This is a genomic window from Streptomyces sp. NPDC059534 (assembly GCF_042743475.1).
GTDB lineage: Bacteria > Actinomycetota > Actinomycetes > Streptomycetales > Streptomycetaceae > Streptomyces.
This window is the reverse complement of sequence record NZ_JBHWAQ010000022.1, coordinates 97,438-124,118: the sequence shown is the minus strand read 5'-3', so window position 1 is coordinate 124,118 and position 26,681 is coordinate 97,438. Positions and strand designations below refer to the sequence as shown.

The window sequence follows — 26,681 nt, the reverse complement described above, 5'->3', positions numbered from 1 at the left end:
GTCCGGGCATTTGGGACCGGCCGCCCGCGCACGACAAAGAGCCGGGCCCGTACGCCACCGAAGTGTCGTACGGGCCCGGCTCGTTCAGGTCAGCCGACCTCAGCCGTTGCGCTTCCAGCGCGGCTTGTCGTCGCGGCGGCCGAAGGAGCCACCGGTCGAGCCGGTCGAGCCGGTGCCGCGGTGGTCGTCACGACGGCCGTAGGGACGGTCGCCGCCACCCGGGCGGAAGCCGCCGGAGGGGCGGTCGTCACGACGGTCGCGGTTGAACGGACGGTCGCTGCCACGGTGGCCGCCGGCCGGACGGTCGTTGTCGCGGCGCTCGAAGGAGCGGCCGCCGCGGTCGTCGCGGTTGAAGCCACCGGACGGACGGTCGTCACGGCGGAAGCCGCCACGGTCGCCACCACGGTCGTCACGGTTGAAGCCACCCGAGGGACGGTCGTCACGGTTGAAGCCGCCCGAGGGACGGTCGTCGCGACGGAAGCCACCGGACGGACGGTCGTCACGGCGGAAGCCGCCACGGTCGCCACCACGGTCGTCACGGTTGAAGCCACCGGACGGACGGTCGCCGCCACGGAAGCCGCCACGGTCGCCACCGCGGTCGCCACCGCGGTCACGGCGCTCGTAGTTGCCCCGCTCGTCGCGGGCCGGACGCTCCTCGCGGCGCTGCTCCTCGGCGCGGGCGGCACGCTCGGCCTCGACGGCGGCGGCGGCGACCTCGGCCTCGGCGGCCTCGGTCACCTCGGCCACGGCGGCCTCGGGGTCCTCGCCACGCTCACGGGCGGCACGGGCCACCAGGCGGTCGGCCTCCTCGCGGAGCTCGACGGCACGGCGCTGGAGGCGCTCCAGCTGCTTGGTCAGGTCGACGACCTCGCGCTCGGCCTGCTTGGCCGAGTTGTTCGCGGAGTCGGCCTGGACCTCGGTCAGCGAACGGGCGCCGGTGATCTCGGCGACCTCCGGGTCGAACGCGCCGGCGCCGCCGACGATGTGGCGCGTGGCGTCGACGCCCGCGTCCTCCATCAGACGGAAGATCTGGCGGCGCTGGTGCGGCAGGGCCAGGGAGACCACGACACCGGAGCGGCCGGCACGGGCGGTACGGCCCGAGCGGTGCAGGTAGTCCTTGTGGTCGCCGGCCGGGTCCACGTTCAGGACCAGGTCGATGCCGTCGACGTGGATGCCTCGGGCTGCGACGTCGGTCGCGACGAGCGCGTTGACGTAGCCCTTCTTGAAGTCCTCCAGGACGCGGGTACGGGCGCCCTGCGTCATGCCGCCGTGCAGCGCGTCGGCCTTCACACCGGCGTCGCACAGCTGCTCCGCGATGCGGTCCGCGCCCAGCTGGGTGCGGACGAAGATGATGGTGCGGCCCTTGCGGGCGGCGATGGCGGCGGTGACCGGCGCCTTGTCCTTCGGCTTCACGACGAGGACGTGGTGGGTCATGGTCGTGACGTTGCCCTGGGCGCTGTCGACCTCGTGCGTGACGGGGTCGGTCAGGTAGCGCTTGACCAGGGTGCCGATCTCGTTCTCCATCGTGGCGGAGAAGAGCATGCGCTGGCCGCCGCCGGGGATCTGGTCGAGCAGCTCGGTGACCTCGGGCAGGAAGCCCAGGTCGGCCATCTGGTCGGCCTCGTCGAGGACCGCGATCTTCACGTTCTCCAGGGAGCAGGCGCCGCGGTTGATGATGTCGCGGAGACGGCCCGGGGTGGCGACGAGGACGTCGACACCGCGCTCCAGGGCGTAGATCTGGTTGCCCATGGACGTACCGCCGCAGACGACCTTCATCTTGAGGCCGAGCACGTCGCCGTAGGGCTGGAGGGCGTCCGCGACCTGCATCGCGAGCTCACGGGTCGGCGTGAGGATGATGCCGCGGGGCTTCTTCTTGTCGGTGTGGCCGCCGGCCAGACCGGCCAGGAGCGGCAGACCGAAGGAGAGGGTCTTGCCGGAGCCGGTGCGGCCGCGGCCGAGGATGTCCTTGCCGGCCAGGGCGTCCGGGATGGTCGCGGCCTGGATCGGGAAGGGGGTGGTGACGCCGTTCTGCGCGAGCTTGCGGACGACGCCCTCCGGCAGACCGAGGTCGCCGAAGGTGATCGTGGGCTCGGCGGGCTCCTCGGCGGAGTCGGCGTCGAAGTCGTCGGCCTCGGTGATGTCGGCCTCGATGACGTCGGTGTCGGCGTCGACGTCGAGGATCTCGACGATCTCGGCGGTCTCGGAGGCGACTACGGCCTCGACGATCTCGTCGTTCTCGGGCATGACGGCGTGGTCAGAACTGAAAATGGACATGCGAAATGCGAAACCTTCCGGAGTCTCGGCACGCGCCCGTCAACTCCGTGATTTCGCAAACGACCGCCTCAATGCGGTCAGCCACGGCTAGGGAGAGTACGCGCCACGCGGCGCTCTTCTGTGTCGGCGCCGGGCAATGGGATCAAACGATCTACCACCATACGCACCCTCCCCCACCTATGGCAAATCGGACTCCGTCACACCGGTCCGACCTGCGGTGACGCCATCGGCTCCGAGGACGCGCCCGGCCCGTCCGCGGCCCGCATCGCGCCCAGCTGGGTGTCGCTGCCGGAGGTCGGCGGATCGGTCGGGTTCGAGGTCGGCTCGGGCGTCGGTTCGGGCGTCGGGACGGTCGGCTCGGGTGTCGGTTCCGGGCTCGGCACGGTCGGCTCCGGTGTCGGTGTCCCGCCGCCGCCCGGGCCCCCGCTCCCGCCGCCGGTGTCGCCGTTCCCGCCGCCGCTGCCCCCGTTCCCCCCGGACGCGTCGCCCGGGCCCTGCTGGCCGCCCGTCGGCTGCGGCTTCTGCGTGCCGCCGGGGCCGCCCGGGCCCTCGATCGGCAGCACCTCGCCGAGGGAGGGCTTCGCCGTGCCCGAGGGCGAGCCGCTCGGCACCGGGGATTCCGTACCCGCTCCGGCCGCCTCCGGCCCGCTCCTGCCCGACCGGCCGTTCCAGGAGCCGCCGCCCCCGGCCGACCCGCCTCCGCCCCCGTCGGACTCGGCGGCCGCGCCCTGCTTCCCCCCGGACGCGCCGGGCGCCGGCTTCGCCCCCTCGTCGCTGACACTCATACAGCCGCTCAGACCGGCACAGGCCGCGACGGCCAGCGCGGTGGCGGCCCATCTCACCGGGGTGGGCAATTGGCGCACGGGGGCACCTCCAGGACACAACGGGCAGGGAAGGAACGCGTCACCCTGCCCAACTCCCTTTGCTCCACAAGGGACACGCCCGGAGACCGCCCGACCGGCGCGGCCCGACCAGGTGGTCGCGGCCGCCGGACCGGCTCGGTCCGGCCCGACCGGCTCGGTCCGGCGCGCGCAGCCCGGCCCGGCGCGCGCGGCCACCCGACCGGCTCAGCCGCGGCCCGGCGCGCGGTCACCCACCCGGCCGGCTCAGCCGTAGCCCAGCGCGTGCAGCCGCTCGTCGTCGATGCCGAAGTGGTGGGCGATCTCGTGCACCACGGTGATCTCGGTCTCCGCGACGACGTCCTCGCGCGACTCGCACATCCGCAGCGTCGGGCCCCGGTAGATCGTGATGCGGTCCGGCAGCACCCCGGCGTACCACTCACCGCGCTCCGTCAGCGGCGTCCCCTCGTACAGGCCGAGCAGCTCCGGGTCGTCCGGGGCGGGCTCGTCCTCCACGAACACGGCGACGTTGTCCATCAGCCGCGTCAGCTCCGGCGGAATCCGGTCCAGGGCCTCGGCGACAAGCTCCTCGAACTCCTCGCGCGTCATCTCCAGCACGCGCCCATTCTCCCCCTCCGGGAAACCGTTTTGGCGATAGCGGCCGCCATCCCATATGCTTCAGACGTCCCCGACGCGCTGAGAAGCGCGCAGGTGGGCCCTTAGCCCTCATCGTCTAGTGGCCCAGGACGCCGCCCTTTCAAGGCGGTAGCACGGGTTCGAATCCCGTTGGGGGTACGCATTACCGTGTGCGAGACTAGTGCTCGCACATAGCCAGGTCCTGTGGAGCAGTTGGTTAGCTCGCCACCCTGTCAAGGTGGAGGTCGCGGGTTCAAGTCCCGTCAGGATCGCTGAGGTCGGCAACGGCCTCGTGGCTGGGTAGCTCAGTTGGTACGAGCGATCGCCTGAAAAGCGATAGGTCGCCGGTTCGACCCCGGCCCCAGCCACAAAGAGAAGGCCCCGTTCGAAAGAACGGGGCCTTTCGCGTTCCCGCACCCGGAAATGCCGGCCGTACGGGGAAGGGGACCGCGCCCCTCCCCCGCCACCGTCACCTCTCCACGCGCTCCCGCGTCCGGCCGCCCCTGCGGCCCCGCAGCGCGAGGACGACCGCCACCGCCGCCACGACCGCGACGAGCAGCGCCCAGTCCGGCACCGAACGGCCCAGCGCCGCCACCCGCTCCTCCACCGCGAACGACGCGTCCGCCGACAGCAGGCCCGGCAGCGCGGTCGTCCCGTCGAAGACCAGGAAGAGCGTGCCGAGGGCCATGAAGAAGAGGCCCGAGAGCACCGACGTGGAGTGGGCCTCGAAACGCCCGAGCCGGAGGGGCCGGCCGCGCAGCCAGCGCCGCCGGCCCAGGTCGTACCGCTCCCAGAGCAGCGCCAGGACGAACAGCGGGACCGCCATGCCCAGCGCGTACACCGCGAGGAGCAGCCCCCCGTACGCCGGGCTGCCGCTCAGCGCCGCCACGGTCAGGACGCTGCCGAGGATCGGGCCGGCGCAGAAGCCCGCGAGGCCGTAGACCAGGCCGAGCGCGTACACGCCGAGCGCCGACGTGGGCCGGATCCGGCCGCTCGCCTCGGCGACCCGGCGGGAGGTGAAGCCCAGGCCGAGGATCTGCAGGACGCCGAGCCCGATGATCAGCCAGCCGCCGGCGGTGACGAGGAGGTCCCGGTGGCCGTAGAAGAAGCGGCCCGCGAGGGAGCCGGCGGCGCCGAGCGGGACGAGGGTCGTCGCCAGACCCGCGTAGAGGATGCCGGTCCTGGCCACCAGCTTCGCGCGGGTGTCGATCGAGTACGCGAAGAAGGCGGGCAGCAGCAGGGCGCTGCACGGGCTGAGGAGGGCGAGCAGGCCGCCGAGGAACGCGGCGAAGTAGCCGATGCCGGAGGTCACGGCCGGCCCTTCGCCCCGGAGCCCTTCGCCGCGGCGCTCTTCGCCGCCGCCTCGATGGCCTCCGTGAAGGTCTCCAGGGGCTGGGCTCCGGCGATCGGCCGGCCGTTGACCAGGAACGACGGGGTGGAGGTCGCGCCGAGCTCGTACCCCTGCTCCTGGTCCTCGCGGACCGCCTCGCGGGCCGCCGCCCCGTCGGTGTCCTTGGCGAACCGGGCCGCGTCGGGGACGCCCGCCTCCTTCGCGAGGGCGGCGAGCCGGTCCTTGCCGAAGCCCTTCTCCTTGGCGCCCTCGGCGTACGCGGCCTTGTGGAACTCCCAGAACCGGCCCTGCTGCCCGGCCGCCCACGAGGCGCGGGCGACGGCCTCCGACTCCTCGCCGAAGATCGGGAAGTTGCGCCACTCGATGCGCAGGGTGCCGTTCGCGACGTACTTCCTCACCAGGGCGGGCTCGGTCTCCCGGGCGAACTGCCCGCAGTAGCCGCATTTGAAGTCGGCGTACTCGACGAGCACGACGGGGGCGTCGGCCCGGCCCAGGGCGAGCTTGTCGGCGGCGTCGCGGCGGGCGTACGCCTCCAGGGCGGAGTAGACGCCGGCGGACGGGTCGGCGGAGACCTCGGCGACCGACGAGCCGGCGGCGCCGGGGGACGACGGCTTGGTCGCGGTGTACGAGACGACGCCGAGCAGCACGGCGGCGGCCGCCACCCCGGAGACGATCAGGATCGGCCTGGACGAGGACGGGGACGTGGGCTTGGACGTGGGGTTGGACATGCGAGAACGATAGATACGGCCCCACATCGGGAGGGAAGCAGGTGAACCCGACACGGGCCGGGGCGGACGGTCACGGAACGGCCGCAGCACGGCGGACGGTCGTAAATCGGTTCGCCGCTTCTCGGCCGTAGGTGCGATCCTGGATCCCGTATGTCTACTTCCTTCGCCGCCCTCCAGTCCGTCCTGGCCGAGGTCTCGCTGCGGGACTCCCACCGGCTCGGCCGCCGTCTCGAAGGCGCCCGCCGCATCCGCAAGCCCGAGGCCCGTGAGGCCGTCCTGGACGAGATCGCCGCCGAGGCGGCCAAGGCCAAGGAGCGCGTCGACGGGCGCGCCTCCCGCGTGCCCGCGGTCACGTACCCCGAACAGCTGCCCGTCTCGCAGAAGAAGGACGAGATCCTGGAGGCGATACGCGACCACCAGGTCGTGATCGTCGCCGGTGAGACGGGCTCCGGAAAGACCACCCAGATCCCCAAGATCTGTCTGGAGCTCGGCCGGGGCGTCCGGGGCATGATCGGCCACACCCAGCCCCGCCGGATCGCCGCCCGCACGGTCGCCGAGCGGGTCGCCGAGGAGCTGCGGACCCCGCTGGGCGAGGCCGTCGGCTGGAAGGTCCGCTTCACCGACCAGGTGAACCCCGACGCGACCTTCGTGAAGCTGATGACGGACGGCATCCTGCTCGCCGAGATCCAGACGGACCGCGAGCTGCGCGCCTACGACACGATCATCATCGACGAGGCCCACGAGCGGTCCCTCAACATCGACTTCCTGCTCGGCTATCTGGCCCAGCTGCTGCCGAAGCGCCCCGACCTCAAGGTCGTGATCACCTCCGCGACCATCGACCCGGAGCGTTTCTCCCGCCACTTCGGCGACGCCCCGATCGTCGAGGTCAGCGGCCGTACGTACCCGGTCGAGGTCCGCTACCGGCCGCTCCTCGAAGAGGACTCCGAGGAGTCGGACCGCGACCAGATCACCGCGATCTGCGACGCCGTCGACGAGCTCCAGTCCGAGGGACCCGGCGACGTCCTGGTCTTCCTCTCCGGCGAGCGCGAGATCCGGGACACCGCCGACGCCCTCCTGAAGCGGCAGCTCCGCAACACCGAGATCCTCCCGCTCTACGCCCGCCTGTCGCACGCCGAGCAGCACCGCGTCTTCCAGGCCCACTCCGGCCGCCGCATCGTCCTCTCGACGAACGTCGCCGAGACGTCGCTGACCGTTCCCGGCATCAAGTACGTGATCGACCCGGGCACCGCCCGCATCTCCCGCTACTCGCACCGCACCAAGGTCCAGCGCCTCCCGATCGAGCCGGTCAGCCAGGCCAGCGCCAACCAGCGCAAGGGCCGCTGCGGCCGTACGTCCGACGGCATCTGCATCCGGCTGTACTCCGAGGACGACTTCCTGACCCGCCCGGAGTTCACGGACGCCGAGATCCTCCGGACGAACCTGGCCTCCGTCATCCTCCAGATGACCACGGCCGGCCTCGGCGAGATCGAGAAGTTCCCCTTCATCGACCCGCCGGACCACCGGAACATCCGGGACGGCGTGCAGCTCCTCCAGGAGCTGGGCGCGATCGACCCGGCGGAGAAGGACCCGAAGAAGCGGCTGACCCAGCAGGGCCGCAAGCTCTCCCAGCTGCCCGTGGACCCCCGGCTCGCCCGGATGGTCCTGGAAGCGGACAAGAACGGCTGCGTCCGCGAGGTCATGGTGATCGCGGCGGCGCTCTCCATCCAGGACCCGCGCGAGCGGCCGTCGGAGAAGCAGGCCCAGGCCGACCAGCAGCACGCCCGGTTCAAGGACGAGACGAGCGACTTCCTCGCCTACCTCAACCTGTGGCGGTACGTCCGCGAGCAGCAGAAGGAGCGCGGCTCCTCGTCGTTCCGCCGGATGTGCAAGCAGGAGTACCTGAACTTCTTGCGGATCCGCGAGTGGCAGGACATCTACGCCCAGCTGCGGACGGTCGCGAAGCAGATGGGGATCCACCTCAACGAGGAGGACGCGCCGGAGCAGTCCGTGCACGTCTCGCTCCTGGCCGGCCTGCTCAGCCACATCGGCCTGAAGGACGTGAAGGAGTCCAAGGACGGGGCGAAGGACGGCGCCCGCCGGGAGGGCACGCGGAACGAGTACCTGGGCGCGCGGAACGCCAAGTTCGCGATCTTCCCCGGCTCCGCGCTCTTCAAGAAGCCCCCGCGCTTCGTCATGTCCGCCGAGCTGGTGGAGACCTCGCGCCTGTGGGCCCGGGTCAACGCCCGGATCGAGCCCGAGTGGATCGAGCCGCTCGCCCAGCACCTGGTGAAGAAGACGTACAGCGAGCCGCACTGGGAGAAGGACCAGGCGGCCGTGATGGCCTTCGAGAAGGTGACGCTGTACGGCGTCCCGATCGTCGCCGACCGCAAGGTGAACTACGGCCGGATCGACCCGGAGGTCTCCCGGGACCTGTTCATCCGGAACGCGCTGGTCGAGGGCGACTGGCGCACCCACCACAAGTTCTTCGCGGACAATCGCAAGCTCCTCACCGAGGTCGAGGAGCTCGAACACCGCGCCCGGCGCCGGGACATCCTCGTCGACGACGAGACGCTCTTCGACTTCTACGACAAGCGCGTCCCCGAACACGTCGTGTCCGGCGCCCACTTCGACTCCTGGTGGAAGCACAAGCGCCACGAGGAGCCGGAGTTCCTCGACTTCGAGCGCGAGATGCTCATCAACGAGAAGGCCGCCGGGGTCACCAAGGACGACTACCCCGACTCGTGGCGGCAGGGCGCGCTGAAGTTCCGCGTGACCTACCAGTTCGAGCCGGGCGCGGACGCGGACGGCGTGACCGTCCACGTGCCGCTCCAGGTGCTCAACCAGGTGACGGACGACGGCTTCGAGTGGCAGATCCCCGGCCTGCGCGCGGAGGTCGTCACCGAGCTGATCCGCTCCCTGCCGAAGCCGATCCGCCGCCACTACGTGCCCGCGCCGAACTTCGCGGGCCGCTTCCTGGACGCGGTCGTGCCCGTGCAGGAACCGCTGGCGGGGGCGCTCGCCCGCGAGCTCCAGCGGATGGTCGGCGTCCCGGTCACGGCCGAGGACTTCGACTGGGCCAAGGTCCCCGAGCACCTCAAGGTGACCTTCCGGATCGTCGACGAGCGGCGCCGGAAGCTCGCCGAGGACAAGGACCTGGAGACGCTGCGGCTGCAGCTGCGCCCCAAGGCCCGCAAGGCCCTCTCCCAGGCCGCCGCGGCGGTCACGGGCGGCCCGGACGGCTCCGGTCCCTCCCTGGAGCGCACGGGGCTCACGGACTGGACGATCGGCACCCTCACCAAGGTCTTCGAGGCCAAGCGGGCCGGCCAGCCGGTCAAGGCGTACCCGGCGCTCGTCGACGAGGGCGCGACCGTCGCCGTCCGGCTCTTCGACACGGAGGCCGAGCAGGCGCAGGCGATGTGGCGGGGCACCCGGAAGCTGATCATGCTGAACATCCCGGTGAACCCGGCGAAGTTCGCCTCGGACAAGCTCACCAACCAGCAGAAGCTGGCCCTGTCCGCGAACCCGCACGGCTCGATCCAGGCCCTCTTCGACGACTGCGCCACCGCCGCCGCCGACCGGCTGATCGCGGACCACGGCGGCCCGGCCTGGGACGAGGAGTCCTTCCGGAAGCTGTACGACAAGGTCCGCGCGGACCTCGTCGACACGACCGTGCGGACGGTGGGCCAGGTCCAGCAGATCCTGGCGGCGTGGCAGGCGTGCGAGCGGCGGCTGAAGTCGACGAACAGCCTGGCCCTGATCGACAACCTGACCGACGTGCGCGCGCAGCTGGCCTGGCTGATGCCGGCCGGCTTCGTCACCCGCACGGGGCTCAAGCGGCTCCCGGACCTGATGCGCTATCTGGTCGCGGTGGACCGGCGGCTCCAGCAGATGCCGACCGGCGTCCAGCGGGACACCACCCGGATGGAGAAGGTCCGGGAGATGCAGGACGAGTACGCCTGGCTGCTCGAACAGCTCCCGAAGGGCCGCCCGGTTCCGGCGGAGGTCACCGACATCCGCTGGATGATCGAGGAGCTGCGGGTGAGTTACTTCGCCCACGCGCTGGGGACCGCGCACCCGGTCTCGGACAAGCGGATCGTGAAGGCGATCGACGCGGCGGCACCCTGACCGGGGCCGCCCCCGGGGGCCGTCGGCCGCGCCGCCGACGGTGAGTTCGACCGGACCGCTGACCTGCTGTACAGTCTTCCTCGCAGCCGCTTAACAGGGGCTGCGACCAAGGTCCTGTGGAGCAGTTGGTTAGCTCGCCACCCTGTCAAGGTGGAGGTCGCGGGTTCAAGTCCCGTCAGGATCGCTTTCACGAAGGCCCGCATCGGAAGATGCGGGCCTTCGTCGTTCCCCCGGTGACCCCGGTGACCCCAACTGCCTTCCAGCTGCCTTCCAGCTGCCTTCCAGCTGCCTTCCGGCCGCCTTCCCGGCTGCCCTTCACCCGTCTGCGGCCTTTCGACGGCCCCGGCACTCCCCGACGGCCCTCGCACGACCTGCCCGCGTGCCCGCATGCCCGCGGGCCCCGCCTGCCCGCGTGCCCGCCCGCACGTCCGGAGCGGCCGACTGTGCGCCCGCCTGGCGGCCTCGCCGGGCCCGGAGGTGCTCCCGGCTCCCCGGACTCGCCCCACGGCCTCTCCGGGGCCCTCGGGGCCGGCGGTCCGGGCCCGGGGGTGACGGAGGACGAAAGTCCCACCGACCCATGACCAACGGCGGGTTGGCGGCGATCCCGAAGGTGGCAGGCTGTTCCTTGGCAAGACTTCGCCAGTGTGACGGGTGTCACTGAAAGAGTTTCAGAAACCGCTTCACTTACACCCTTCCTACACCGGCCCGATTTAATATGTGCAATTGCACCGCCTGCCAAGGAGTGGCGCAGGGCACAAAAAAGATCGCGCCAGACCCGGCGGAGTCCAGCGCGATCGTTGACGGAGACCTGTTGGGGCAGGAGCCCGTCGGCAGTACTAGGGGTGGGCGACCGGATAGGGGGATCCGGCAGTGCCCGGTGTTACGGGGTGCTGCGGGGTGTTGAGCGAGCCTCAGGCTTCGCTGCGCTGCTGCGGAATACCCGCGAGCAGTGCGCGAACCTCGGCCTCGCGGTATCGGCGGTGCCCACCCAGGGTTCGGATGGACGTGAGCTTGCCCGCCTTCGCCCAACGGGTAACCGTCTTCGGGTCGACACGGAACATCGTGGCAACCTCGGCAGGGGTCAGCAGCGGCTCGGCATCAGGGGTGCGAGCGGTCATGAGCGGCCTCCTCGGGAGAACCGAACCATCTCGGTTCTTTCCTCTAAATTCTGCACCTTGACCCGCGTTGCCCGAAATGGCAGAAGCGGGCCGAGTCGGTTATAGGACGAACGGCTTGTCCTCGGCACTACAACTACACCATCCGTCCAGCCACGTCGGCCAAACCGATGGAATTGCCCTCGCAGGTGTTCATCAGCGGCGGAAGTCGATGGACCATGCCATAACGGACAGTCACACCACTGTGACGATCAGTCACAGGGTGATCAGGAGTCCTCAGACCCCCCATAGAGTGCAATGCCGAGCGTTCCGCCCAAACTTGGGCGGAAGGAACCCTCCCCGGACTCCTTGTCCTATTTTGGCACGAGGGTGGGTGATGGGCGCAAGGGTGCGGTAAGTGCCGTCCGTCACGCTTGAGCCAAAGGCCCGGATCGGGACCAACGTCCCCACCCCACGAGAGCCGAAGGACCTGGGCACCGGAAAAAGGCACCGGAGCCCCTGAGTCCGGAAGTGTTGAAGATCATTTACACCGGTCGGACATGTCTTGTCGATACCGACCTGACGAAGATGCCCGACTGATGTCAGTTCGCGAACCGCAGGTCCTTGACCGCCCGCCAGCGCTCCGCCAGCCGGCCGTACGCCTCGCTCGCCGCCTCGCCGTCACCGGAGCGCAGCGCGGCGAGCCCCTCCGCCAGCTGCGCCGCCGACCGGTCCCCGGCCAACCACTCCGCGCTGACCACGTGCACCAGACCGCCGAAGTCCAGCTCCACCAGCGCCCGCGGGTGGAACTCCTCCAGCCAGCGCCCCACGTCGATCAGACCCTCCGTCATGGGACCGTCGTCGACCGACTCCCGCAGCGCCCGCAGCGCCCGTGCGAGCCGCCGCCGCGCCTGCGCCATGGTCGTCCGGTAGCGCAGCACCGGCGCCCGGCCCTCCTCCGCGCTGCCCGGCTCGTACAGCCGGTCCTCGTCACCGAAGAGCGCGAACCAGCGCAACGGCACCTGCCAGAGCCCGGTACGGATCCACGGCCGCGCGTCCGGGTTCCGCTCCAGCCACCGCTCGTGGTCGCGCACCGCCTGCGCCTGCAGCACCGGCGGCAGCATCGCGTCGAGCACCGCCGCCGGATACCCCTCCGCCACCAGCTCCCGGAGCGCCAGCCAGCCCCGCAGCCGGGTCCGCCACGGGCAGATCACCACCACCCCGTCCAGGTGTGCGACGAAGGCGTCGCCGCTCTCGTGCACCCGTACCGGGACCGGCGGCGTCGGCAGCAGATCGGCCAGCGACCGCCGCAGCTCCTCCTGCGCCCCCGGGGTGTCCGGACGGCCGGCGTACCGGGCCCAGTGGGCCCGCTCCGGCTCGGGGAACGCGGCCAGCGGCTCGTACACCCGCAGATAGGACGCGTAGGGAACGGGGACCGTGGGGGCGACCGACATGTCGCAAATCCTTCCACGGAGGTACTCCGGGAGGGGGTGATCCTGAGCACTGCGGCCGATCTACGCCCAGGTAGCCCTTAATCTCTTGCCGAACTGGTCCTCCCCCACCCGCAGGGAGGCCCGAAACCGCCGCTTCGTACTTGGGAGTCACCACCGTGACCGATGTGACCGGCGTTCCTGTCGACGTACTGAACACTCTGTTCCACTCGGAGCAGGGTGGCCACGAGCAAGTCGTCCTCTGTCAGGACCGCGCATCCGGCCTCAAGGCCGTCATCGCCCTCCACTCCACCGCCCTGGGCCCCGCCCTCGGCGGCACCCGCTTCTACCCGTACGCCACCGAGGCCGAGGCGATCGCCGACGCGCTCAACCTCGCCCGCGGCATGTCGTACAAGAACGCCATGGCCGGTCTCGACCACGGCGGCGGCAAGGCCGTCATCATCGGCGACCCGGAGAAGATCAAGAGCGAGGAGCTGCTGCTCGCCTACGGGCGCATGGTGGCCTCGCTCGGCGGCCGGTACGTCACGGCCTGCGACGTCGGCACCTACGTCGCCGACATGGACGTCGTCGCCCGCGAGAACCAGTGGACCACCGGCCGCTCCCCCGAGAACGGCGGCGCCGGCGACTCCTCCGTCCTCACCGCCTACGGCGTCTTCCAGGGCATGCGCGCCTCCGCGCAGACCCTGTGGGGCGACCCGACGCTGCGCGGCCGCAAGGTCGGCGTCGCCGGCGTCGGCAAGGTCGGCCACTACCTCGTCGAGCACCTCCTGGAGGACGGCGCCGAGGTCGTGATCACCGATGTGCGCGAGGAGTCGGTGCGCCGGATCACCGACAAGCACCCGCAGGTCACCGTGGTCGCCGACACCGACGCGCTGATCCGCGTCGAGGGTCTCGACATCTACGCGCCCTGCGCGCTGGGCGGCGCCCTGAACGACGAGACCGTGCCGGTCCTCACCGCGCGGATCGTCTGCGGCGCGGCCAACAACCAGCTCGCGCACCCCGGCGTCGAGAAGGACCTCGCCGAGCGCGGCATCCTCTACGCGCCCGACTACGTGGTCAACGCCGGTGGCGTGATCCAGGTCGCCGACGAGCTCCACGGCTTCGACTTCGACCGCTGCAAGACGAAGGCCACGAAGATCTTCGACACCACCCTGGAGATCTTCGCACGTGCGAAGGCGGACGGAATTCCGCCGGCCGCGGCGGCCGACCGGATCGCCGAGCAGCGGATGGCGGAGGCCCGGCGCGGCTGAGCCGTGACGGCGCCGCACCCGGGGCCGGCCCGTCGTCGGGGAGATTTCACTCACGCCCCTCGGCGGGTCGGCCCTCCAGAAGAGGTTAAAATCGCGATTGACCAGCGAGGAGAGGGCACCTCGAAGGTTCTGTACCGGGGTATGTGATGCGCGCGGCGTACCGTAGACCCGCGGAAACAGGTACCGTTGAAGCCCTACGGACCGGTCTCTCTGTCGAGAGTCCGTTCCGAATCATGAACGCGTGTCAAGACTCTGGGGCCACCGAGCCCCGTCACCGAGGGGGTCGAGCCATGGGGCGCGGCCGGGCAAAGGCCAAGCAGACCAAGGTCGCCCGCCAGCTGAAGTACAGCAGCGGCGGGACAGACCTGACGCGTCTGGCCAATGAGCTGGGCGCTTCGACTTCGAACCAGCCGCCGAATGGCGAGCCGTTCGAGGACGACGACGAGGAAGACGACCCGTACGCCCAGTACGCGGATCTCTATAACGAGGACGACGAGGACGAGGACGACGAGTCCGGTCCGAGTGCGTCCCCGCGTCGCGCTTGACCTTCTGAATCACCGAAACCCGGTCCGGGATCACCCGGCCGGGTTTCCGTGCTGTCCGCGTCCGGACCACCCCTGAGCGGCCCCGCACAACGCGTACGGGGCGCCCCTCAGGAGCGCCCCGTCACGTACCGCCGAACTCGTTCTACTTGGCGTAGTCCCCGACCAGCTCGGCGCCCGTGGTGTGCGCGCCGCGCTCGGTGATCTCGCCGGCGACCCAGGACTCGACCCCGCGGTCCTCCAGCGTCGCCAGCGCCGCGTCCACGGACTCGGCCGGCACGACGGCCATCATGCCGACACCCATGTTCAGGGTCTTCTCCAGCTCCAGGCGCTCCACCTGACCGGCCTTGCCGACCAGGTCGAAGATCGCGCCGGGGGCCCAGGTCGAGCGGTCGACCGTGGCGTGCAGACCGTCCGGGATCACCCGGGCCAGGTTGGCCGCCAGGCCGCCGCCCGTGATGTGGCTGAACGCGTGGACGTCCGTGGTCCGGGTGAGGGCCAGGCAGTCCAGCGAGTAGATCTTCGTCGGCTCCAGGAGCTCCTCGCCGAGCGTCCGGCCGAGCTCCTCGACCTGCTGGTCGAGGGTCATGCCCGCGCGGTCGAAGACCACGTGCCGGACGAGCGAGTACCCGTTCGAGTGAAGACCCGACGAGGCCATGGCGATGACCGCGTCACCCGTACGGATGCGGTCGGCGCCGAGCAGCCGGTCGTACTCCACGACACCCGTGCCCGCGCCGGCGACGTCGAAGTCGTCCGGGCCGAGGAGGCCCGGGTGCTCCGCCGTCTCGCCGCCGACCAGGGCGCAGCCGGCCAGGACACAGCCCTCGGCGATGCCCTTGACGATGGCGGCGACCCGCTCGGGGTGCACCTTGCCGACGCAGATGTAGTCGGTCATGAAGAGCGGCTCGGCACCGCAGACGACGATGTCGTCCATGACCATCGCGACCAGGTCGTGGCCGATCGTGTCGTACACGCCCATCTGACGGGCGATGTCGACCTTGGTGCCGACGCCGTCGGTCGCCGAGGCGAGCAGCGGACGCTCGTAGCGCTTGAGGGCGGAGGCGTCGAAGAGGCCGGCGAAACCGCCGAGGCCGCCGAGGACCTCGGGGCGCTGCGTCTTCTTCACCCACTCCTTCATGAGCTCGACGGCGCGGTCGCCCGCCTCGATGTCGACGCCCGCGGACGCGTAGCTGGCGCCGCCTGCGGCACTGGGGGTCTGAGACATGGGTTCAGAACTTTCGTGTCGTGACTGCTCGCACGGCGGCTGCAGCGGGGTCTTACGGGCGACGCAGGGCGTCGGAGGCCGCGGTGGCGGCCGGGCCGGCGGCCAGCTCGTTCTCCAGGAGCTGCTTGCCGAGCAACTCGGGGTCCGGAAGCTCCATCGGGTACTCGCCGTCGAAGCAGGCACGGCAGAGGTTGGGCTTCTGGATCGTCGTCGCCTCGATCATCCCCTCCAGGGAGATGTACGAGAGCGAGTCCGCGCCGAGCGACTTGCCGATCTCGTCGATCGACATGCCGTTGGCGATCAGCTCCGCGCGGGTCGCGAAGTCGATGCCGAAGAAGCAGGGCCACTTCACCGGCGGCGAGGAGATCCGGATGTGGATCTCGGCCGCGCCGGCCTCGCGGAGCATCTTCACCAGGGCGCGCTGGGTGTTGCCGCGGACGATCGAGTCGTCGACGACCACCAGGCGCTTGCCCTTGATGACTTCCTTGAGGGGGTTCAGCTTCAGCCGGATGCCGAGCTGGCGGATGGTCTGCGAGGGCTGGATGAAGGTGCGCCCGACGTAGGCGTTCTTCACCAGGCCGGCACCGAAGGGGATCCCGGACGCCTCGGCGTAACCGATGGCGGCGGGGGTGCCGGACTCCGGCGTCGCTATCACCAGGTCGGCCTCGACCGGCGCCTCCTTGGCGAGGCGGCGGCCCATCTCCACGCGGGAGAGGTAGACGTTCCGGCCGGCGATGTCCGTGTCCGGGCGGGCCAGGTACACGTACTCGAAGACACAGCCCTTGGGCTTCGCTTCCGCGAATCGCGAGGTGCGGATGCCGTTCTCGTCGATCGCGATCATCTCGCCCGGCTCGACCTCGCGGACGTAGCTGGCGCCGCAGATGTCGAGAGCGGCGGACTCGGACGCGACCACCCAGCCGCGCTCCAGACGACCGAGGACCAGCGGGCGGATGCCCTGCGGGTCACGGGCGGCGTAGAGCGTGTGCTCGTCCATGAAGACGAGGGAGAAGGCACCCCGGACCTCGGGGAGGACCTTCGCGGCGGCCTGCTCGACGGTGAGCGGCTTGCCGTCCTCGTCCACCTGGCCCGCGAGGAGCGCGGTGACCAGGTCGGTGTCGTTGGTCGCGGCGACCCGAGTGGAGGTGCGCCCCTCCTTCTTCGGGAGGTCGGCGACCATCTCGGCGAGCTGCGCCGTGTTCACCAGGTTGCCGTTGTGGCCGAGCGCGATCGAGCCGTGGGCGGTTGCCCTGAACGTCGGCTGCGCGTTCTCCCACACGGACGCCCCGGTGGTCGAGTAGCGGGCGTGACCGACCGCGATATGACCTTGGAGGGAACCGAGAGAGGTTTCGTCGAAGACCTGGGACACGAGGCCCATGTCCTTGAAGACGAGGATCTGGGAGCCGTTGCTGACCGCGATTCCCGCGGATTCCTGGCCCCGATGCTGGAGGGCGTAGAGCCCGAAGTACGTGAGCTTTGCGACCTCTTCACCCGGAGCCCAGACACCGAAGACGCCACAAGCGTCCTGGGGGCCTTTCTCACCGGGGAGCAAGTCGTGATTGAGTCGACCGTCACCACGTGGCACGTTTCCGAGTGTAGACGGGCTCGACCACTGGTCCGAATTGAGGAAAACAGGGCCCCCTCCACTCGTGCGATCGCACGAAATGATCATCTCCGGCTTGGAGGGGCCTACGAGTCAGGCGCGCGTAGGGATTCCGGCACCCGGCCCCCCACGAGCGGACGCTCGTACCAGGCCCGGGGTGGTCCCGCGATGTGACGGACGCCGCAGTCGACGTCCACTCAACGGGCGGTCGCGGTCGCCGTGAGGCCCTCGCCGGAGGCGTCCGTGAGCGTCAGCGTTCGGTGGTTCAGCCGATACGCGAGCGGGCCGTCGAGGAGCTCGTACAGCCGCGTCTCCAGCTTCATCTGCGGGCTCGTGCACATCATGCGGGTCGTCGCCGCCGGGCCCTCGACCGTGAGCGTCCGGGCCTTCTCGTCGAGACGGGCGGTCGCGGAGAAGTCGTTGCAGCCGAGGTTGCCGGTCACCCGGCCGTCGGCGCCGATGACGAACCGCGCCTTGGCCTCGCTGCCGGCCGGCAGGGAGGCCGTGCTCTCCCCGGAGACCAGCCCGTCGACCTTCCACGTGGTGCCGCGCAGCGCGGCCGCCGGCTCCGCGGTCAGCTCCAGACCGTTGCGCCCGTCGGGCGAGTCCAGGCGCAGGGCGTCGCCCTTCGTCGTCCCCTTGAGCGGGCCGGAGAAAGCCTTCAGCAGCTCCTGCTCGAAGCGCTGCCGGTCGGCGGGGCAGCCGATCTCCGTGACCTCCTGCGGGGTGACCGTGACACCGTCGCCGCGCACGACGACGGTCGCGCCGAAGGTGTTGCAACCGGTGTTCCCCCGGGCCCGGCCGTCCTGCCCGAAGTCGAGGCGCGCGCCGTCGGGCGCGACCGACCTGCGCCCGTCGACCGTGACGGCGTCCACCGTCCACTGCGTGCCGGCGAGCGGCAGGTCCGGGGAGACGGTGTCCGCGCCGGAACCCGTCCCCCCTCCCGCGCCCGTTTCCGTACCGCAGGCCGTGAGCAGCAGGAGAGGGACCAGGACGACGAGTGCGCGTGGCTTCGGCATGCCGGTCTGACGGAACGGCCCGCCGTACGGTTCCGGTGCCGCGCCACAGCGGCTCATCCCATCAGGGGCAGCAGGTCCTTCAGGTCCGCCCGCTCGCCGCTCGCGCTCACCCGGGCCTCGTCCAGCTCCGTCGCCCACTCCGCCCGGCCGGTCGCGAGCCTGATCCAGGTCAGTGGGTCCGTCTCGACCACGTTGGGCGGGGTGCCCCGGGTGTGCCGGGGGCCCTCCACGCACTGCACCACCGCGTACGGCGGGATCCGGACCTCCACCGCCCCACCGGGCGCCTTCCCCGCCATCGTGTCGGCCAGCAGCCGGGTGCAGGCGGCGAGGGCCTGACGGTCGAACGGGATGCCGGCGCCGGTCGCCGCGTTCAGGTCGTCGGTGTGGACGACGAGTTCGACGGTACGGGTGACCAGGAAGTCGGCCAGGGTCATGGCGCCGAGGCTCACGGGAAGCAGCCGCTCGTCGGCGGCGCCCGCCACCGCCCGCTCGTAATCGTCCGCCACGCGCGCGTACAACCCCACCGGGTCCGAGGCGTCGATCCCCCGGGTGTGCTCGTCGATCCGCCCGGCCGCGTCCGCCGTCATCGACGACCAGTCGAGCAGGGCCAGCTCCTTCACGGCCGGCGCGGGCGCGGCGAGCAGCCGCGGGACGGAGTCCACCATCCACGCGAGGTGCGCCACCAGCTCCCGCACCGTCCACTCCCCCAGCCGGGTCGGCCCGTCGAGCTGCTCAGGCGTGAACGCCGCCACCGCCTCCCGCACGTTCCCGAACTGGGCGCTCACGGCGGCCCGGATCCTGGCGGAGTCGTAACTGCGGGTGCGCTTCTTGGCGGGTGGCATGGGCAGAGGCTAGCCCCGAGACTGGAAGGACGGAGCCAATCGCAGCGAAAGCAGGCGACGGGACCATGACCCATCACGAGCACCCCGATGCCGCCCTGATCCGCCGGGGCTACGAAGCGTTCACCCAGGGTGACATGGAGACGCTGGCCGGCATGATGACGGGCGACTGCACCCACCACGTGCCCGGCGCGAGCCGGATCTCCGGACACTACAAGGGCCGGGACAGTGTCCTCGGGGAGTACTACCGGGCACTCGCCGAACTCACCGACGGCACCTTCCGCGTCGAACTGAAGGGCGTGTACGTGGACGGCCGCGGCCACGTCATCACCACGCACCGCTTCCGCGGCACCCGCGGCGACCGCGGCGTCGAGATGGACGGCGGACTGTTCTTCACGCTCATCGGCGACAAGATCTCCGACATCGACGAGTGTGTCGCCGACATCGTGGAGACCGACTCCTTCTGGGGCACCGGCTGACAGCACGAAGCCCCGCCCTTCCCGGGCGGGGGCTCCGTTCCGTACGGGACCGATCAGGGTTCCGTACGGGACCGATCAGGCCAGCAGGGCCGGGATCGTCGCCTCGTGGGCCTCGCGCAGCTCCGTGAGGGAGAGCGCGAACTCGCCCTGCACGTCGACCGCGTCACCGTCGACGACACCGATACGGGCCGCCGGCAGCCCCCGCGCACCGCACATGTCGGTGAAGCGGAGCTCCTCGCTGCGCGGGACGGCGACGACCGCACGGCCCGCCGACTCGCTGAAGAGGAACGTGAAGGCGTCCAGACCCTCGGGGACGACCAGCCGCGCACCGTTCCCGCCGCGCAGGCAGGACTCGACGACCGCCTGGACCAGACCGCCGTCGGACAGGTCGTGCGCCGCGTCGATCATGCCGTCGCGGGACGCCGAGATCAGGATCTCGCCGAGCAGCTTCTCCCGGTCGAGGTCCACGGCCGGCGGCATGCCGCCGAGGTGCTGGTGGATCACCTCGGACCAGGCCGAGCCGCCGAACTCCTCACGCGTGTCGCCGAGCAGGTAGAGGAGCTGGCCCTCTTCCGCGAAGGCGATCGGCGTACGGCGGTTCACGTCGTCGATCACACCGAGCACGGCCACGACCGGCGTCGGGTGGATGGCGATCTCACCGGTCTGGTTGTACAGCGACACGTTGCCGCCGGTGACCGGGGTGCCCAGCTGGAGGCAGCCGTCCGCGAGACCACGGGTGGCCTCGGCGAACTGCCACATCACGGCCGGGTCCTCGGGCGAACCGAAGTTCAGGCAGTCCGAGATCGCCAGCGGCTTGGCACCGGAGGCGGCCACGTTGCGGTACGCCTCCGCCAGCGCGAGCTGCGCACCCGTGTACGGGTCGAGCTTCGCGTACCGGCCGTTGCCGTCGGTCGCCATGGCCACGCCGAGGTTGGTCTCCTCGTCGATCCGGACCATGCCCGCGTCCTCGGGCTGCGCCAGGACCGTGTTGCCCTGCACGAACCGGTCGTACTGGTCCGTGATCCAGGACTTCGACGCCTGGTTCGGGGAGGACACCAGCTTCAGGACCTGGTCCTTCAGCTCGGCGCCGTTCTGCGGCCGGGGCAGCTTGCCCGCGTCGTCGGCCTGGAGCGCGTCCTGCCAGTCCGGGCGCGCGAACGGCCGGTGGTAGGTCGGGCCCTCGTGGGCGACGGAGCGCGGCGGCACGTCGACGATCTGCTCGCCGTGCCAGAAGATCTCCAGACGCTCGCCCTCGGTCACCTCACCGATGACGGTGGCGATGACGTCCCACTTCTCGCAGATCTCCAGGAAGCGGTCGACGTGCTGGGGCTCGACGATCGCGCACATGCGCTCCTGCGACTCGCTCATGAGGATCTCCTCGGGCGAGAGCGTGGCGTCGCGCAGGTGGACCTTCTCGAGGTCGACGTGCATGCCGCCGGAGCCCGCGGAGGCCAGCTCGGACGTGGCGCAGGAGAGCCCGGCGCCGCCGAGGTCCTGGATGCCCGCGACGAGCTTCTCCTTGAAGATCTCCAGGGTGCACTCGATGAGGAGCTTCTCCTGGAACGGGTCGCCGACCTGGACGGCGGGGCGCTTGGTGGGCTTGGTGTCGTCGAAGGTCTCGGACGCGAGGACCGAGACGCCGCCGATGCCGTCGCCACCCGTGCGGGCGCCGTAGAGGATGACCTTGTTGCCGGGGCCGGAAGCCTGGGCGAGGTGGATGTCCTCGTGCTTCATCACGCCGATGCAGCCGGCGTTGACGAGCGGGTTGCCCTGGTAGCAGGAGTCGAAGACGACCTCGCCACCGATGTTGGGCAGGCCGAGGCAGTTGCCGTAGCCGCCGATGCCGGCGACGACACCGGGCAGCACGCGCTTGGTGTCGGGGTGGTCGGCCGCGCCGAAGCGCAGCGGGTCGACGACCGCGACCGGGCGGGCGCCCATGGCGAGGATGTCGCGGACGATGCCGCCCACGCCGGTGGCCGCGCCCTGGTAGGGCTCGATGTACGAGGGGTGGTTGTGCGACTCGACCTTGAAGGTGACCGCGTACCCCTGGCCGACGTCGACGACGCCCGCGTTCTCACCGATGCCGACGAGCATGGCGTCGTTCTCGGGGACCTTCTCGCCGAACTGCTTCAGGTGGACCTTGCTGCTCTTGTAGGAGCAGTGCTCGGACCACATGACGGAGTACATGGCGAGCTCGGCGCCGGTGGGACGGCGGCCGAGGATCTCGCGGATGCGCGCGTACTCGTCCTCCTTGAGGCCGAGCTCCTTCCAGGGCTGCTCGCTGTCCGGCGTCTCGCTCGCGTGCTTGACGGTGTCGAGGCTCATCAGGCGTTGACCAGCTTCTTGAGGATCGAGGTGAAGAAACCGAGGCCGTCCGTCTTGCCGGTGCCGACCAGCGGCTCGACGGCGTGCTCGGGGTGCGGCATGAGGCCGACCACGTTGCCCGCGGCGTTGGTGATGCCCGCGATGTCGCGCAGCGAGCCGTTGGGGTTCACGTCCAGGTAGCGGAAGGCCACCCGCCCCTCGGCCTCCAGCTCGTCGAGCGTGCGCTCGTCGGCGACGTAGCGGCCGTCCATGTTCTTGAGCGGGACCTCGATCTCCTGGCCCCGGACGTAGTCCGAGGTCCAGGCGGTCTCCGCGTTCTCCACCCGCAGCTTCTGGTCGCGGCAGATGAAGTGCAGGTGGTTGTTGCGCAGCATCGCGCCCGGCAGCAGATGGGCCTCGGTGAGGATCTGGAAGCCGTTGCAGATTCCGAGGACGGGCATGCCCGCCTTCGCCTGCTCGATGATCGTCTCCATCACCGGCGAGAAGCGGGAGATGGCTCCGGCCCGCAGATAGTCGCCGTAGGAGAAGCCGCCGGCCAGGACCACGGCGTCGACCTGCTTGAGGTCCTTGTCGCGGTGCCAGAGCGAGACGGGCTCGGCGCCCGCCAGGCGGGCGGCACGCAGCGCGTCCTGGTCGTCGAGCGTTCCGGGGAACGTGACGACGCCGATGCGTGCGGTCACGACTCCACCTTCACGATGAAGTCCTCGATCACGGTGTTGGCAAGGAAGGTTTCGGCCAACTCATGGATGCGGGCGAGGGCGGCATCGTCGACCGGCCCCTCCACCTCCAGCTCGAAACGCTTCCCCTGACGGACGTCGGCGATTCCGGCGAATCCCAGGCGGGGCAGTGCACGCTGCACAGCCTGCCCCTGGGGGTCGAGGATCTCCGGCTTGAGCATGACGTCGACTACGACGCGTGCCACTGGCACTCCCGATGGTGTGTTGCGTGGGCGGTTCCCTCAGCGTACCTGTCTCCAAATTCTACGCGGGTAGAGATCTGAAGGATCCTACAAAAGACCGGTTCGGTGCGACGTGCGCCACACGAACACGACCCACACGCCACGCGGACACTCCCCCCGCAAAATTCGAGTGAAATATTGCGGACCGCAATGCACCGGGACACGCTGAAACAATTGACAGGGCTTCACAATGCGACGCCTACCGCTGTACAAAGGAATCCAGAAGAAAGCAGCATTGTCCCGGCACAGCCGTACGGTCGGCATCGCAGCACGTCAGAGGCGCCACAAGCGTCCTCTCGACCTCGGCGGCCGCAGGAAAGGACCGATATCCGTGGCTCAGCGTGTGGTGGTCACTCTCTCCGACGACATCGACGGCGGAGAAGCGGCTGAAACGGTCGCGTTCGGCCTCGACGGGAAGATGTACGAGATCGACCTGAATGCTGCCAATGCAAAGAAACTCCGCAAGGCGCTCGCCCCCTACCTCGCCGCCGGGCGCAAGCTCCCGGCGCGCATGACGGCCGGTCGGAGCCCCGCGGCGGAGAGTTACACGCACACCGCCCTCGCCCCCGACCCGGCGGCGGTCCGCGCCTGGGCCCAGTCCAACAAGATGGACGTCCCCGCTCGCGGCCGGATCCCCAAGCGCGTCTACGAAGCCTTCCGCGCGGCGAGCTGAACGACGGGCCCGAGGCCGGGTCCGTCGACCGGCCCGACGCCCGGCCCGGTGGCGGGTCCGGCCTCGGATCCGACCTCGGGCCGAGCCGATTTGCATGGCACCCCCGATGATCCGGTAGAGTCTGGATCACGCCGAAGGGCAAGGCCGCAGGGCCGAGCCTCACGCAGCGTGCGGGTGTAGTTCAGTAGTAGAACATCCCCCTTCCAGGGGGAAGGCGCAGTGTGCAATTCCTGTCACCCGCTCTGCATCGCTCGACCGACCACTCCTGTGGATCAGGTAGAGTAGTGCTCGCACCGCCCGGTGAAAGCCGAGCGGCAGCAGTGCGGACGTGGCTCAGTTGGTAGAGCATCACCTTGCCAAGGTGAGGGTCGCGAGTTCGAATCTCGTCGTCCGCTCAGGAAGTACGAAGGCCCCGGTTCTCAGGAACCGGGGCCTTCGTCGTATCCCCGGCCCCTCGGCCGGACCTCCGCCGGCCGCGTCGGCCGAAGCCTGTGAAGGGACCCACACGGCGGTGTGTCACGAGCACTCGGGACGTTGGGTATAGTTAGCAGCGCGCTACGGCGCATGCGGACGTGGCTCAGTTGGTAGAGCATCACCTTGCCAAGGTGAGGGTCGCGAGTTCGAATCTCGTCGTCCGCTCCATGAAGAAGCCCCCCGGTCGAATCGACCGGGGGGCTTTCTCGTTCCTAGGACCAGGCGTTCCCGGTCAGCAGCTCGTACGCCTCCAGGTACTTGGCGCGGGTCGCCTCCACGATCTCCTGCGGGAGAGGCGGCGGCGGCTGCTCGCTCTTGCGGTCCCAGCCCGAGGCCGGCGAGGTCAGCCAGTTCCGCACGAACTGCTTGTCGTACGAGGGCTGGGCGCGGCCCGGCTGCCACTGGTCCGCCGGCCAGAAGCGCGACGAGTCCGGGGTGAGGACCTCGTCGGCGATGACGAGCCGGTCGCCGTCCGGGGTGCTCTCGAAGCCGAACTCGAACTTGGTGTCGGCGAGGATGATCCCCCGCTCGCGCGCGATGTCACGGGCCCGGCCGTACACGGCGAGGGTCGTCTGGCGCAGCAGCGCGGCCGTCTCGGCGCCGACCTGGCGGGCGACCTCCTCGTACGACACGTTCTCGTCGTGGTCGCCGACGGCGGCCTTGGTCGCCGGGGTGAAGATCGGCGCGGGCAGCTCGGAGCCGTCGCTCAGACCCTCGGGGAGCGCGAGGCCGCAGACCGTGCGGGACTCGTCGTACTCGAGCAGGCCGGAGCCGGTCAGGTAGCCGCGGGCGACGCACTCGACCGGCACCATGTTCAGCGACTTGCAGATCAGCGTGCGGCCCGCCCAGTCGGCGGGGGCGCCGGCCGGCAGCTCGGTGGAGAGGACGTGGTGCGGGACCAGGTCGGAGAGCCGGTCGAACCACCACAGGGAGAGCTGGGTGAGGACCCGGCCCTTGTCGGGGATCTCGGTGGGCAGGACCCAGTCGTACGCGGACATGCGGTCGCTCGCCACCATCACGAGGTCACCGGCCTCGTTCCGGTACAGGTCGCGCACCTTGCCCGTGTGGAGATGGGTGAGGCCCGGGACCTGGACGGGCTCGGGCTTTTCTACGAATCCGGACACGGTTCCTCCGCGTAGGTTGATCCAGGAGCGGTCTGATTCTCTCGCACCGGAACGAGCCGTCGGCGGGTGGGCCCGGTCAGTCCCGCTCGGGGCCGCTTCGAGGCCCTGCCCGGGACCCGTCGAAAGCCCTGCTCGGGACCGGTCGGCCCCTCGTTCGCAATCCGGCGGATCCGGTCAGTCCCTCTTACAGATCCGGTCGAGAAGGTTCGCGGTGGCGCGCTGGACCCGGGCGTCGACATGGCCCGGCCGGTCCAGCGCCGGCGACCAGGCGAAGGTGCCGGAGGCGAAGACCAGGGCGCCCGACGGAGCCCGGTAGAGCGAGGTCTCCTGATGGCGCAGGGCCCCCTCGCCGTCCCGGTAGGGCGAGTGCGCCAGCAGGATGCGGCCCTGGTGCTCGGGGAGCGCGGTGCGCGGGAAGTACCGGTCGGCCTCGCCCGCGACCATGCCCGGGAGCTCGTCGCCGTCCCCGGCGCCGGTGGCCTCCCAGAGCCAGTGGTCCGCGTTCCGCACCACCAGCGGGTGCGGCTCGGGCACCCGGCCCGCGTACTGGATGCCGAGAAGCTGCTGCTCGGGCCGGTCGACCTCCCGCCAGAGCGCGGGTCGGCCGGGGCCGCGCCGCTTCCGGCAGGTGAGGAGACGATCCGGCACGCCCGACGGCGAAGGGCCCAGCTCCACCTGCCAGTACATGGTGTTCGCGGAGAGGAAGACGAGCGAGGTGCCCTGGTCGCGGGCGAGTTCGGCGGTCCGGCGCATCGGCGCCGACCAGTACTCGTCGTGGCCGGGGAAGACCAGGCCCCGGTAGCGGCTCGGGTCGACCCGGCCCGCGTGCAGATCCCGGGTCTCCGCGTACGCGAGGTCGTAGCCGTACCGCTCGGCCCAGCGGATGAAGTCGTAGGCGTGCCCCACGTGCAGGGGCAGGCCCGCGCCCGCGTACGGCCGGTCGAAGGAGACGGTCACCGCCGCCTCCTCCTCGCCGAGCAGCCGGCCGTCCTCGTCCCAGGCGTGGTACAGGCTGGCGCCGGTGTGGCCGTCCTCGGGATAGAGGTTGTACGCCTGCCAGGTCACGTCCGGGAGCACCAGGAGCAGATCCGCCGGATGGTTGTCCCGGACCGTGAAGGGGATGTGCGAGCGGTAGCCGTCGGCGGTCGTGAGGACGGCCACGTACGCCCCGATCGACCAGTACGACGGGACCTGCAACCGCCAGGACTGCCACCAGTGGTGACAGGAGACCGTGCGGTCGGCGGTGAGCGGAGCCGGCTGGACGATCCCCGAGAGGCGCGGACTGGTGGTGATCTTCGCCGCGCCGTCGCCGCCGTAGTGCCCGATCCGGTAGATGTCGACCGAGAACTGCTGCGGCGGGTCCACCGTGACGTGGAAATCGATCGACTCGCCGGGCGCCACCGCGCCGTCGGACGCGAACCCCTTGATCTGCCTGCGGACGTCGTCGGCCGTGCGCGGGCCGCCGCTGCCACCCCGGGCCAGGATCTCGTCCGCGTACCAGGGGACCATCTGACCGGTGTCGTCGAAGTAGTTGTCCGAGCCTCGCAGCCAGGGCAGCGGGCCCTGGCCGAAGGGATCGCTCACGGCGTGCGCCAGCGCGCCCGACTCCCACCGTCTGATCTGCTCAGCCCCCATGGTGCGCCCCTCCCTCGACTCCCCCGGTCGGCTGGCCTGC

Annotated in this window: 21 protein-coding genes and 7 tRNA genes; 12 read left to right on the top strand and 16 right to left on the bottom strand. The window is 70.5% G+C overall.

The features are described from left to right. Positions 1 to 99: 99 nt before the first annotated feature. From ACFVZH_RS25380 to ACFVZH_RS25370, 3 genes are all read right to left on the bottom strand, one after another. Positions 100 to 2,274 carry a DEAD/DEAH box helicase gene (locus tag ACFVZH_RS25380; RefSeq protein ID WP_384900553.1) on the bottom strand — a complete coding sequence of 725 codons (2,175 nt, stop codon included), beginning with the start codon at positions 2,272 to 2,274 and terminating at the stop codon, positions 100 to 102. A gap of 197 nt (positions 2,275 to 2,471) precedes the next feature. Continuing rightward, a complete protein-coding gene (locus ACFVZH_RS25375) occupies positions 2,472 to 3,137 on the bottom strand; it encodes a hypothetical protein (protein WP_384900551.1) in 666 nt (221 codons plus the stop codon). A gap of 243 nt (positions 3,138 to 3,380) precedes the next feature. Next, positions 3,381 to 3,731: a metallopeptidase family protein gene (locus ACFVZH_RS25370; RefSeq protein ID WP_033208941.1), complete on the bottom strand. Its 351-nt coding sequence runs from the start codon at positions 3,729 to 3,731 to the stop codon at positions 3,381 to 3,383. Between the two features lie 104 nt (positions 3,732 to 3,835). Here ACFVZH_RS25370 and ACFVZH_RS25365 point away from each other — a divergent pair. The 3 genes from ACFVZH_RS25365 to ACFVZH_RS25355 all read left to right on the top strand — a co-directional run bounded on the left by ACFVZH_RS25365 (position 3,836) and on the right by ACFVZH_RS25355 (position 4,117). Beyond that, positions 3,836 to 3,908, top strand: a tRNA-Glu gene (locus tag ACFVZH_RS25365). Positions 3,909 to 3,947: 39 nt separating this feature from the next. Beyond that, positions 3,948 to 4,021 (top strand) — tRNA-Asp (locus tag ACFVZH_RS25360). 22 nt (positions 4,022 to 4,043) lie between these two features. Beyond that, positions 4,044 to 4,117, top strand: a tRNA-Phe gene (locus ACFVZH_RS25355). A 101-nt stretch (positions 4,118 to 4,218) separates the two neighbouring features. Here ACFVZH_RS25355 and ACFVZH_RS25350 read toward each other — a convergent pair. Further along, positions 4,219 to 5,061, bottom strand: a complete 843-nt coding sequence (locus ACFVZH_RS25350; RefSeq protein ID WP_384900549.1) for a cytochrome c biogenesis CcdA family protein — start codon at positions 5,059 to 5,061, stop codon at positions 4,219 to 4,221. Next, positions 5,058 to 5,828, bottom strand: coding sequence for a DsbA family protein (locus tag ACFVZH_RS25345; protein ID WP_384900547.1), 771 nt, complete (start codon positions 5,826 to 5,828; stop codon positions 5,058 to 5,060). Before ACFVZH_RS25345 ends, ACFVZH_RS25350 begins: the two co-directional genes overlap by 4 nt. A gap of 150 nt (positions 5,829 to 5,978) precedes the next feature. Between ACFVZH_RS25345 and hrpA the strand changes: the two genes are divergently transcribed. Both hrpA and ACFVZH_RS25335 read left to right on the top strand, forming a co-directional pair. Beyond that, complete coding sequence (hrpA, locus tag ACFVZH_RS25340; RefSeq protein WP_384900545.1) at positions 5,979 to 9,953, top strand: ATP-dependent RNA helicase HrpA; 3,975 nt, start codon at positions 5,979 to 5,981, stop codon at positions 9,951 to 9,953. A gap of 110 nt (positions 9,954 to 10,063) precedes the next feature. After that, positions 10,064 to 10,137 (top strand) — tRNA-Asp (locus ACFVZH_RS25335). A 727-nt stretch (positions 10,138 to 10,864) separates the two neighbouring features. Here ACFVZH_RS25335 and bldC read toward each other — a convergent pair. Both bldC and ACFVZH_RS25325 read right to left on the bottom strand, forming a co-directional pair. Then, positions 10,865 to 11,071, bottom strand: coding sequence for a developmental transcriptional regulator BldC (gene bldC, locus ACFVZH_RS25330; RefSeq protein ID WP_003949541.1), 207 nt, complete (start codon positions 11,069 to 11,071; stop codon positions 10,865 to 10,867). 578 nt (positions 11,072 to 11,649) lie between these two features. Continuing rightward, on the bottom strand, positions 11,650 to 12,501 hold the full coding sequence (locus ACFVZH_RS25325; protein WP_384900543.1) for a hypothetical protein: 852 nt from the start codon (positions 12,499 to 12,501) through the stop codon (positions 11,650 to 11,652). Between the two features lie 155 nt (positions 12,502 to 12,656). Between ACFVZH_RS25325 and ACFVZH_RS25320 the strand changes: the two genes are divergently transcribed. Together ACFVZH_RS25320 and ACFVZH_RS25315 are read left to right on the top strand one after the other, a co-directional pair. Beyond that, complete coding sequence (locus tag ACFVZH_RS25320; RefSeq protein WP_384900541.1) at positions 12,657 to 13,748, top strand: Leu/Phe/Val dehydrogenase; 1,092 nt, start codon at positions 12,657 to 12,659, stop codon at positions 13,746 to 13,748. A 290-nt stretch (positions 13,749 to 14,038) separates the two neighbouring features. Then, positions 14,039 to 14,293, top strand: a complete 255-nt coding sequence (locus tag ACFVZH_RS25315; protein WP_030318267.1) for a DUF3073 domain-containing protein — start codon at positions 14,039 to 14,041, stop codon at positions 14,291 to 14,293. 142 nt (positions 14,294 to 14,435) lie between these two features. Here the strand turns inward: ACFVZH_RS25315 and purM are convergent, their stop codons facing one another. From purM to ACFVZH_RS25295, 4 genes are all read right to left on the bottom strand, one after another. Continuing rightward, the gene (gene purM / locus ACFVZH_RS25310; protein WP_384900539.1) at positions 14,436 to 15,515 is read right to left on the bottom strand and encodes a phosphoribosylformylglycinamidine cyclo-ligase; all 1,080 of its coding nucleotides are present in this window, start codon (positions 15,513 to 15,515) and stop codon (positions 14,436 to 14,438) included. A gap of 52 nt (positions 15,516 to 15,567) precedes the next feature. Then, complete coding sequence (gene purF, locus ACFVZH_RS25305) at positions 15,568 to 17,097, bottom strand: amidophosphoribosyltransferase (protein WP_384900537.1); 1,530 nt, start codon at positions 17,095 to 17,097, stop codon at positions 15,568 to 15,570. A gap of 215 nt (positions 17,098 to 17,312) precedes the next feature. Then, positions 17,313 to 18,134 carry an META domain-containing protein gene (locus tag ACFVZH_RS25300; RefSeq protein ID WP_384900535.1) on the bottom strand — a complete coding sequence of 274 codons (822 nt, stop codon included), beginning with the start codon at positions 18,132 to 18,134 and terminating at the stop codon, positions 17,313 to 17,315. A 53-nt stretch (positions 18,135 to 18,187) separates the two neighbouring features. Then, the gene (locus tag ACFVZH_RS25295; RefSeq protein WP_384900534.1) at positions 18,188 to 18,976 is read right to left on the bottom strand and encodes a sterol carrier family protein; all 789 of its coding nucleotides are present in this window, start codon (positions 18,974 to 18,976) and stop codon (positions 18,188 to 18,190) included. A gap of 65 nt (positions 18,977 to 19,041) precedes the next feature. Between ACFVZH_RS25295 and ACFVZH_RS25290 the strand changes: the two genes are divergently transcribed. Then, positions 19,042 to 19,452 carry a nuclear transport factor 2 family protein gene (locus tag ACFVZH_RS25290; RefSeq protein WP_384900532.1) on the top strand — a complete coding sequence of 137 codons (411 nt, stop codon included), beginning with the start codon at positions 19,042 to 19,044 and terminating at the stop codon, positions 19,450 to 19,452. Between the two features lie 75 nt (positions 19,453 to 19,527). Here ACFVZH_RS25290 and purL read toward each other — a convergent pair whose 3' ends face one another. Genes purL through purS form a run of 3 tightly spaced genes read right to left on the bottom strand, consistent with a single transcriptional unit; the run spans position 19,528 to position 22,699 of the window. Continuing rightward, on the bottom strand, positions 19,528 to 21,777 hold the full coding sequence (gene purL, locus ACFVZH_RS25285) for a phosphoribosylformylglycinamidine synthase subunit PurL (protein WP_384900530.1): 2,250 nt from the start codon (positions 21,775 to 21,777) through the stop codon (positions 19,528 to 19,530). Further along, positions 21,777 to 22,457 (bottom strand): phosphoribosylformylglycinamidine synthase subunit PurQ, encoded by a 681-nt coding sequence (purQ, locus tag ACFVZH_RS25280; protein WP_384900528.1) that lies wholly within the window; start codon positions 22,455 to 22,457, stop codon positions 21,777 to 21,779. The genes purL and purQ overlap by 1 nt, the downstream gene beginning before the upstream one ends. After that, positions 22,454 to 22,699, bottom strand: a complete 246-nt coding sequence (gene purS, locus ACFVZH_RS25275) for a phosphoribosylformylglycinamidine synthase subunit PurS (RefSeq protein WP_384900526.1) — start codon at positions 22,697 to 22,699, stop codon at positions 22,454 to 22,456. Before purS ends, purQ begins: the two co-directional genes overlap by 4 nt. Positions 22,700 to 23,066: 367 nt before the next feature. Between purS and ACFVZH_RS25270 the strand changes: the two genes are divergently transcribed. The 4 genes from ACFVZH_RS25270 to ACFVZH_RS25255 all read left to right on the top strand — a co-directional run bounded on the left by ACFVZH_RS25270 (position 23,067) and on the right by ACFVZH_RS25255 (position 24,050). Then, positions 23,067 to 23,408, top strand: a complete 342-nt coding sequence (locus tag ACFVZH_RS25270; protein WP_384900524.1) for an Lsr2 family protein — start codon at positions 23,067 to 23,069, stop codon at positions 23,406 to 23,408. Between the two features lie 170 nt (positions 23,409 to 23,578). Beyond that, positions 23,579 to 23,650, top strand: a tRNA-Gly gene (locus ACFVZH_RS25265). Between the two features lie 80 nt (positions 23,651 to 23,730). Beyond that, positions 23,731 to 23,803: transfer RNA gene (locus ACFVZH_RS25260), tRNA-Gly, on the top strand. A 171-nt stretch (positions 23,804 to 23,974) separates the two neighbouring features. Further along, positions 23,975 to 24,050 (top strand) — tRNA-Gly (locus ACFVZH_RS25255). Positions 24,051 to 24,094: 44 nt separating this feature from the next. On the opposite strand, the gene ACFVZH_RS25250 is transcribed toward ACFVZH_RS25255, so the two are convergent. Both ACFVZH_RS25250 and ACFVZH_RS25245 read right to left on the bottom strand, forming a co-directional pair. After that, on the bottom strand, positions 24,095 to 25,006 hold the full coding sequence (locus tag ACFVZH_RS25250; RefSeq protein ID WP_384900522.1) for a phosphoribosylaminoimidazolesuccinocarboxamide synthase: 912 nt from the start codon (positions 25,004 to 25,006) through the stop codon (positions 24,095 to 24,097). A gap of 174 nt (positions 25,007 to 25,180) precedes the next feature. Then, positions 25,181 to 26,641 carry a N,N-dimethylformamidase beta subunit family domain-containing protein gene (locus ACFVZH_RS25245; protein WP_384900520.1) on the bottom strand — a complete coding sequence of 487 codons (1,461 nt, stop codon included), beginning with the start codon at positions 26,639 to 26,641 and terminating at the stop codon, positions 25,181 to 25,183. Between the last annotated feature and the right edge of the window lie 40 nt (positions 26,642 to 26,681).